This window comes from Pseudomonas sp. W2Oct36 (genome assembly GCF_041060465.1).
Taxonomy (GTDB): domain Bacteria; phylum Pseudomonadota; class Gammaproteobacteria; order Pseudomonadales; family Pseudomonadaceae; genus Aquipseudomonas; species Aquipseudomonas graminis_B.
Genome location: NZ_JAUERW010000021.1, coordinates 85171 through 93259 on the forward strand (window position 1 = coordinate 85171; position 8089 = coordinate 93259).

Annotated in this window: 5 protein-coding genes; 3 read left to right on the top strand and 2 right to left on the bottom strand. The window is 62.2% G+C overall.

What is annotated here, in order from left to right; all coding sequences use genetic code 11:
* The first annotated feature begins 65 nt into the window (after positions 1 to 65).
* Together QWI18_RS22185 and QWI18_RS22190 are read left to right on the top strand one after the other, a co-directional pair.
* Positions 66 to 2969 carry a chemotaxis protein CheB gene (locus QWI18_RS22185; protein ID WP_369319879.1) on the top strand — a complete coding sequence of 968 codons (2904 nt, stop codon included), beginning with the start codon at positions 66 to 68 and terminating at the stop codon, positions 2967 to 2969.
* Positions 2970 to 2983: 14 nt separating this feature from the next.
* Positions 2984 to 5239, top strand: coding sequence for a putative bifunctional diguanylate cyclase/phosphodiesterase (locus QWI18_RS22190; protein WP_369319880.1), 2256 nt, complete (start codon positions 2984 to 2986; stop codon positions 5237 to 5239).
* Here the strand turns inward: QWI18_RS22190 and QWI18_RS22195 are convergent.
* Positions 5192 to 6034, bottom strand: a complete 843-nt coding sequence (locus QWI18_RS22195) for a phosphatase PAP2 family protein (RefSeq protein WP_369319881.1) — start codon at positions 6032 to 6034, stop codon at positions 5192 to 5194. The two genes, QWI18_RS22190 and QWI18_RS22195, sit on opposite strands and share 48 nt — an antisense overlap.
* A gap of 349 nt (positions 6035 to 6383) precedes the next feature.
* Between QWI18_RS22195 and QWI18_RS22200 the strand changes: the two genes are divergently transcribed.
* Positions 6384 to 7079 carry a histidine phosphatase family protein gene (locus tag QWI18_RS22200; protein WP_369319882.1) on the top strand — a complete coding sequence of 232 codons (696 nt, stop codon included), beginning with the start codon at positions 6384 to 6386 and terminating at the stop codon, positions 7077 to 7079.
* A 13-nt stretch (positions 7080 to 7092) separates the two neighbouring features.
* Here the strand turns inward: QWI18_RS22200 and QWI18_RS22205 are convergent, their stop codons facing one another.
* The gene (locus QWI18_RS22205; RefSeq protein ID WP_296309061.1) at positions 7093 to 7386 is read right to left on the bottom strand and encodes a winged helix-turn-helix domain-containing protein; all 294 of its coding nucleotides are present in this window, start codon (positions 7384 to 7386) and stop codon (positions 7093 to 7095) included.
* Between the last annotated feature and the right edge of the window lie 703 nt (positions 7387 to 8089).

Consider the following 8089-nt stretch of genomic DNA (forward strand, 5'->3'; position numbering starts at 1 on the left):
TCCGCCATTGCCCGGCCGGCCGGCAGCGGGCATCATCCGCGTCCATTTGCCACATGAGGGATCCCGTGTCCGACATCGCGCAGCACCCCCGCCCCCAGGGCCGACTGCTCGTCGGCCTTGGCGCGTCCGCGGGCGGTCTGGAAGTGCTGCAGCGCTTCCTGAGCCTGATGCCGAGCGATTCGGGCATGAGCTTTCTGGTGATCCAGCACCTTGCACCGACCACGCCCAGCCTGCTCACCGAAATCCTCGCCCGCTCGACTGGCATGAGGGTCGTCGAGGCCAGCCATGGCGCGCCGCTCGACGCCGACACCGTGTATGTGATCCCGCCGCACTATGGCTTGAGCGTGACGGCCGACGCGCTGGTCCTGACCCGCTACGAGGGCGAGCGCGGTCACCCTCTGCCCATCGACGCCTGCTTCGCCTCAATGGCCGAGCACCATGGGACGAGGGCGGTCGGCGTGATTCTGTCCGGTACCGGTGCGGACGGCACCGCCGGCTGCCGGGCGATCCTCGATCACGGCGGCAGAACCCTGGTGCAGTGGCCGGAGGAGGCGACCTACAGCGGCATGCCCGACAGCGCGATCCAGGCGGGCAACGCCAGTCATGTGATGAGCGTCGAGCAAATGCCCGGCGTACTGACCGGCGGCACGGATCCGGACGGCCCGGCACCGTCGACGATGCAGGGCGACGCCATCGAGCAGATTCTGCTGCACCTGCGCACCATGACCGGCCACGACTTCACCCAGTACAAGAAGAGCACCATCGCGCGGCGCATCGAGCGACGGCTGCAGATCATGAACCTCGCCAGTCAGGTCGACTACCTGAGGCTGCTGCAGGGCTCGGCGGAGGAATGCAAGTCGCTGTTCAGCGAATTGCTGATCAACGTCACCCAGTTCTTTCGTGACCCGGCCGCGTTCACGGTCATGCAGCGGCAGATCCTCCAGCCGATGATCGACGCCAAGGCTGGCGATGAGCCGCTGCGGGTGTGGATTGCCGGTTGCGCCACGGGTGAAGAGGCCTACTCGGTGGCCATCGTTCTGTACGAGCTCCTGCATCCGCAGGGTCAGGCTGCCGGGGTGGCGCCGGGGATTCAGGTGTTCGCCACCGACCTGGACGCCGATGCCATCAGCATCGCCCGCGCCGGGTTCTACCCGCTTTCCGTCGCCCGTGACGTCGGCGCCGAGCGCCTGGAGCGCTATTTCAGTCGCGTCGAAGGCGGTTACCGGGTGAAGAAGGAAATCCGCGAGATGATCGTGTTCGCGGTGCAGAACGTGATCAAGGATCCGCCCTTCACCCGTATCGATCTGCTGTGCTGCCGCAACCTGATGATCTACCTGGGGCATGCGCTGCAGAACCGCCTGATCCCGACCTTTCATTACGCGCTCACGCCTGACGGCGTGCTGTTTCTCTCGCCTTCCGAGAGCATCGGCGGGCATGCCACACTGTTCACGCCGTTGCAGCGCAAATGGAAGTTCTACCGGGCCGTGAAGACCCGAACCCCTAAATCCATGCCGATGGACAGCACGCTGTCGTGGCTGCCCAGCCCCATCAGCCGACCCCCGGACCGCCCCGCGACCATGATCAAGGAAACCAACATTGCCGAACTGACCCGTCGGGCGCTGCTGCAGGACTTTGGCCCTGCCTCGGTGGTCACTGATCTGACCGGCAACATTCTGTATGTCCACGGCGACACTGGCCGCTACCTGCGCCCTGCGCCGGGGCAACCCAGCCTCAACGTCGTCGAAATGGCCCGCGAAGGCCTGCAGCTGGACCTGCGCAGTGCGGTGCAGCGTGCCGCCCTCAGCGCCGAGCCGACTGCCACCCGGCCGCTGCCGGTAAGCGGTGACGGCGCGACGCGCTGGGTCAGCCTCAGCGTGCGCCGGATGGGCAACACGGCTCAGGGCGAGCAGTTGCTCCTGATCACGTTCCAGGAACCGGCCAGCGGCGCGGACATTCCGCCCGACGCGGTACCGGATACCGCCGCACATCTGGCGCCCGATCGGGTCAGGCTGCTGGAGCACGACCTGGCGTACACGCGGGAGAACCTGCAGGCGACCATTGATGAGTTGCAGCACCTGAACGAGGAGCTGGGCGCGGCCAACGAAGAGATGCAATCGACCAACGAAGAATTGCAGTCGTCCAACGAGGAGCTGGAAACCTCCCGTGAAGAGATGCAATCGGTCAACGAGGAGCTGGTCACGGTCAATGCCGAGCTGCAAACGAAGATCGAACAGCTCGGCGACATGCAAAATGACATGAAGAACCTCCTCGACAGCATCAATATCGGGACTATATTTCTTGACACAAAGCTGATCATTCGCCGCTTCACGCGCGACGCCGTGAAGATCTACCGCCTGATCCCCAAGGATGTGGGGCGGCCACTGGCCGATATCTCTTCGTACATTCACTCCATGGACCTGCTGGTCCCCGCACAGGAGGTGCTCGACATGTTGATCCCGCAAGAGATCGAACTGTGCACTGTGTCGGGCAACTGGTTCCTGGCGCGGCTGGCACCGTACCGCACGCTGGACAACGTCATTGACGGCGTGGTCATGACCTTTCACGACATCAACAGCCGCATCGCCAACCAGAAGGCCGTGCAGGCGGCGCGCGAGTTGGCCGAAGCCATCGTCGACACGGTCATCGAGCCGCTGCTGGTGCTGGACGAAAACTTGTGCGTTGTGTCCGCCAGTCGCTCCTATTACCGCACGTTCCCGACCACTGTGCCCTTGACCACCGGTCGCACACTTTTTGAACTCAACAATCGCCTGTGGGACATCCCGGCGCTGCGGCAAAAGCTCGGCACCCTGCTGGAAAACGACACCAGCTTCGATGGCTTCGTCGTGGAGCATGAACTGACCGATGCAGGCCCGCGAGCGATCACCCTGAATGCCCGTCGGGTGGTGGGAGATGCCACGCGGCCGCACCTGATTCTTCTGGCGATGCAGCCTGACACTTCACACGCCTGAGGTGCGGGACGACCATGAAACCCCCGCCTTTCGAGCCCCATATCGTTCATCCGGCGAACCCTCCCGACATCCCGGACCCGGACGACAACGCCCGGCTGCTGCATGACCTGCAATTGCACCAGGCCGAGTTGCAGATGCAGAACGAGGAACTGCGCGTTGCCCAGTCCGCCCTCGAGGCCTCCCGCGACCTCTACCTGGATTTGTACGAAAACGCGCCGGTGGGTTACCTCACGCTGACGCGCCAAGGGGTCATTGAAGCCGTCAACCGCACCGGCGAGACGCTGCTGACCTACCCGCGCCACCGCCTGTTGCAACGGCGCTTTGCCGGCCGCGTCGTCAGCCGGGACCGCGACCACTGGCAGCAGGTATTCGCCCGAGTCTGTCGCACAGGGCAAGCGGAGGAGTGCGATCTCAGCCTGGAGCGCACCGACGGCACGCACTGGCAGGCCCGGCTGAACTGCGTGCGCCACGGCGGCGAGACGAGCGGCATCCGTGTGACCCTGACCGACCTCACCGCGCGCCGGCAGATCGAACATCGCCTCAACCTCGCTGCCAGCGTATTCACCCACGCGCGCGAGGGCATCATGATCACTGACCCGACCGGCGCGATCATCGAGGTCAACGACGCGTTCACCACCATCACCGGCTATGAACGCGATGAGTCGACGGGCAAGAACCCGCGCTTTCTTGCCTCCGGCATGACCCCGCGTGCCGAGTACGTCAGCCTCTGGCGCAGCCTGCTGACCGAGCATTACTGGCAGGGCGACTTGTGGAACCGCCGGCGCGACGGCTCGGCCTATGCCGCGCGACAGACCATTACCGCCATCGTCGACGCCCATGGCGTTACCCAGCATTACGTCTCGCTGTTCACCGACGTCACCGAACTGCACAGCTACCAGCGGCAGCTGGAATACGTGGCCCACTACGACCCGCTGACCCACTTGCCCAACCGCGTTCTGCTCGCCTCGCGCATGCAACAGGCGATGGCCGATGCCTTGGGCAACGGCACCCGGCTGGCATTGGGTTACCTGGACCTGGACGGCTTCAAGGCGATCAATGACCTGCACGGCCATGACGTGGGGGACCGGGTACTGTCCAGCGTGTCCCGGCGCATGCAGAACGTCCTGAACGAGGCCTGCACGCTGGCGCGTCTGGGGGGAGACGAATTTGTGGCGCTGATCGTCGATCTTGATCAGCTCTGCGACAGCGCGCCGATCCTTGCACGTCTGCTCACGGCCGCCAGCGAGGTGGTGCAGGTGGGCGCGCTGAACCTGACGCTGTCGGCGAGCATCGGCGTCAGTTACTACCCGCAGGATAACGAGATCAGCGCCGATCAACTGCTGCGCCAGGCCGATCAGGCGATGTACCAGGCGAAACTCGAGGGCAAGAACCGTTTCCACGTGTTCGATGCGCAGCATGACCAGGAGATGCGTGGGCACAACGCGCGTCTGGACCGTATCGATCAGGCCATTCGCGAGGGGGAACTGCGCCTGTATTTTCAGCCCAAGGTCAACCTGCGCACAGGCGCGGTCGTCGGTGCGGAAGCCCTGCTGCGCTGGGAGCATCCGGAGCGCGGATTGCTGTTGCCGGGCAGTTTTCTGCCGCTGATCGAAAGCAGCTCACTGGCGGAGGTGGTGGGTGAGTGGGTGCTCGAAAGTGCCTTGAGCCAGATCGAGCGCTGGCAACGGGAAGGGCTGCATCTGGCGGTTAGTATCAACGTCGGGGCACGGCAACTTCAGCACCCTGATTTTGTGGCGAACCTGACCGAGCGACTCGCAGCACACCCTGATGTCGGGCCGGAAATGCTGATGATCGAGATCCTCGAAACCAGCGCGCTGGAAGACGTCGAAGGCGTCTCGCGCACGTTGCGTGCGTGCGAGCAACTGGGCGTGCGCTTTGCCCTGGACGATTTCGGCACAGGGTATTCGTCCCTCAGCTACTTGAAGCGCTTGCCGGTGGCGCAACTGAAGATCGATCAGACGTTCATTCACGGCATGCTCGACGCCCCCGGCGATATCTCGATCCTGCAGGCGATTCTGGGGCTGGCCAGCGCGTTCGGTCGCGAAGTCATCGCCGAGGGCGTCAACAGCCCCGCCCAGGCGTCACGCCTGTTGCAGCTCGGTTGTGAGATCGGCCAGGGTTTCGGCATCGCCGAGCCAATGCCGGCGACGCTGATTCGCGGCTGGATCGACGCCTGGATGGCTGACCCGCTCATGCCACATTTACAGATCGGTGACTCCGTTGGGCCCGGACACCGACCGCTTCCGTAGCGCGGGACTGGCCTCCTCGACGGGCCCAGGGGCAAGCTGTCGCCAGCCATAGCAGGCGAGGGCAGTGAGCAGCGCACCGATCCACACGATCACCCCGGCCCAGAACGTGTGCGACATGAAATGCCAGCCTTGCAGGACGCGCGTGGTGCCGTAGATCGCCCCCAGAATCATCGAGGCATACAGGATCGCGCGGGCGTGGCGCCATTGATACCGGCGCGCGACGAAGTACAGCGCGACCATGGTGAAGCCGCCGGAGGCATGCCCACCCGGCCAGCAGCGACCGGCGCCGGCTTCATGGAACAGGCTGAAATTCTCGAACCACTCCCTCTTCTCCATCGTCCCGCCGTACAGCGTCGTTTCGACCGGGCAGTAGATGCTGGTGTGGCTTTTGAAGAAGTGGATCATGCCGGTGATCACGGCGAACGAGACAACGATGAACAGGAAGTCCCGCCGGTGGCGGGCGGTGAAGCGCAGCAGCGGGGCGATGCGCAACCTCTCCAGCGACCTGATAAGCCGGTCGTGTCGCCCCGGTTTCAACAGCGGCCAGAGGAATGACAGGAGCGAGCCGATGATCGCGGCTTCCCCCGTGAGGTCGGGAATGATCCGCGGCCAGCGGTGGGTCAGGTTTTCAAACAGGCGATTGTGGCCAAACGGGAATTCGTGATTCGGGCCATACAGCCAGTTGCTGATGACCTCGTCCAGCGAAGTCAGGTCGAAGACCACGAATATCGCCAGGGCAATGGCGATCGGTAAACCCAGGTTCCAGGCATAAAATCGTGATCGTTGGTTTCGCACGCTGAGTGTCCCGATAAGTGGGGTTCATAACTTCGCCGGGAAATAAGTCGGCGCTGACGGAAGTTACGGGTGACCGAGTCAGCTCGCGGTGAAGACGATGTGAAAACGGCGTTGATAGATACGGCGTGCTGAGGGTTTTAATCACAAGATGACGCTGTGGGTATGAAACGTCGTACCCCATGATCGTTTAGTCGCGTGTCTTGTTCTCCTGTTGAAAGTGGTCACGCTTGATCATCACTGTATTTTTCACGAGCCCTTAACCAAATAACCATGCATCGCTGTTTACGCTTGTTGCCATTCAATGCCGCAGATTTCCATCTGCCATGGACTGAACAGTCGGAGCAACACGATGCGCGAACACGTTAATGTATCGCCCGCACTGATAGCGGGTAAGTTATTCAACAGCGCCAGTAAATTCCGTGTACTGCTGACCGCCTCGGGTATCGTCGTGTCGCTGCTGCTGTTAACGGGGTATACCTGTTGGCCCCGTTCGCCGATTGACCTCGTCAGGGGGCAAAACATGAGCAGGGCGGGTCTTTACGAGAGCTGGAAGAAAGGCGAAGTGGTGGTGCTGGTGCGACACGGGGAGCGCTGCGATCGGTCGGATAATGAGTGCCTGGGTCCAAAGGACGGCATCACCCGCAACGGCAGCCAAGTGTCTGCCCAGGTGGGACGTTCGCTCGGTCAGTTGGGGTTAGCGCAGACCGATATCCTCGCCAGCCCGTCCAGACGCACGGCGCAGACCGCCCAATCCCTGTTTGGCCATCCGGTGGCGTCCCAGGACTGGTTGGTTGATTGCGAGAACATGAACCTCGGCCGGGTCATGGCGCACAAGGCGATCAACCGGAATCTGGTCCTGGTGACCCACAGCGAATGCATCGGTCAGCTGGAAAGTCAGCAGGGTTATCCCAGTGCCGAAACCAGCGAATACGACGGGGCGGTATTTATCTCGCTGGACAAGCGCAACAGGCCAGTGATCAGGGGCGTCATCAATCCGCAAGACTGGAAGCAACTGGAGAGGGAGGGGGTGACTGAAACAACATAAGGTATAGAGTGGCTTACTTGCACAGTTGATAACCGACGCCATACACCGTATGAACCAGCGGATAGGCAAAACCGTCATCGACAACTTTTCTGATTTGATGGACGCGGGTGCCGAGGCCGGTGCTCTTGTCAGTACCTTGTTCGCCCCAGAGCATTTTGGCGATCTCTTCCTTGCTGACAATAGCGGGACTTCTTAGCATCAGCAGCGCCAGTATGTCGATGTTGGTCGGGTTAAGTTTCAAGCGTTTGTCGGCGCGGAAGGCCCTGTATTTTCCGGTGTCCAGCACCAGATCTTCAACAACCAGCATAGTAATGATTCCACCCTCGCGACAGTGACGGGATAGTAGGGCCGCGATTGTCAAAAATTGGTTTGAGGGGTGTGAAGAACTCGTGGGGCTGGCGCCGGGCCCTAACTGTGGGACCGGCTTCAGCCGGGAAGGCGTTAGGCGTCACACTGCGGATCTTGTGGCGCACAAAAAGGCCTCTTCCCGGCTGAAGCCGGTCCTACTAAAAAGCATCGACTGCATCCAGCGGGTCCGGCGCCGAACCCAATTGTGGGACCGGCTTTAGCCGGGAAGGCGTCAGGCGTCACACCGCAGATCTTGTGGCGCACAAAAAGGCCTCTTCCCGGCTGAAGCCGGTCCCACTAAAAGCATCGACTGCATCCAGCGGATCCGGCGCCGATCCCAATTGTGGGACCGGCTTTAGCCGGGAAGGCGTCAGGCGTCACACCGCGAAATCGATGTCGTACACACTGGCCTCTTCCCGGCTGAAGCCGGTCCTACTAAAAAGCATCGACTGCATCCAGCGGGTCCAGCGCCGATCCCACTCTAGGCATCGCGTGCATCCAGCGGGTCCAGCGCCGATCCCAATTGTGGGACCGGCTTTAGCCGGGAAGGCGTCAGGCGTCACACCGCAGATCTGTAGTGGTCAACTAATTCCGGACACCTCGATAGGTTGTTTCAAGGCCATCGTCCGTTCGTAAACGGTCGGTGGCAGATACCCCAGTTT